1 protein-coding gene is annotated in these 503 nt (G+C 78.5%); it reads left to right on the forward strand.

What is annotated here, in order from left to right; all coding sequences use genetic code 11:
• A partial coding sequence (locus QYM41_RS17925) for a Nif3-like dinuclear metal center hexameric protein (protein WP_368801113.1) occupies window positions 1–503 on the forward strand: 503 nt, incomplete at both ends.

Consider the following 503-nt stretch of genomic DNA (forward strand, 5'->3'; position numbering starts at 1 on the left):
GACCGTCGAGCGGCTGTGGCCGATGCACCTGCAGGAGCCCTGGGACGCCAGCGGGCTCGTCACCGGCCGCCCCGACCAGCCCGTGCGCCGGATCCTGTTCGCCGTGGACCCCGTGGCCGGGGGCGTCGCCGAGGCCGTGTCCACCGGCGCCGACCTGCTGGTCACCCACCACCCCCTGCTCCTGCGCGGCGTGACGTCCGTGGCCGCCGACGGCTTCAAGGGCGCCGTGGTGCACGAGCTCATCGAGCACCGGTGCGCCCTGCTCGCCTGCCACACCAACGCGGACTCCGCCCCGGACGGCGTCTCGGACGCCGTGGCACGGGCCGCCGGCCTCACGACGACGACGCCCCTCGCGCCGCACCCCGCCGATCCGACCGTGGGCATCGGGCGCGTGGGGGACCTGGCGCGGCCCGTGCGCCTGCGGGAGCTGGCCCGGCGCCTGGCCGACGCCGTGCCGCCCACCGCCCACGGGGTCCGGGTGGCAGGGGACCCCGACGCCCTCG

It is taken from the genome of Kocuria oxytropis (assembly GCF_040981195.1).
Taxonomy (GTDB): domain Bacteria; phylum Actinomycetota; class Actinomycetes; order Actinomycetales; family Micrococcaceae; genus Kocuria; species Kocuria oxytropis.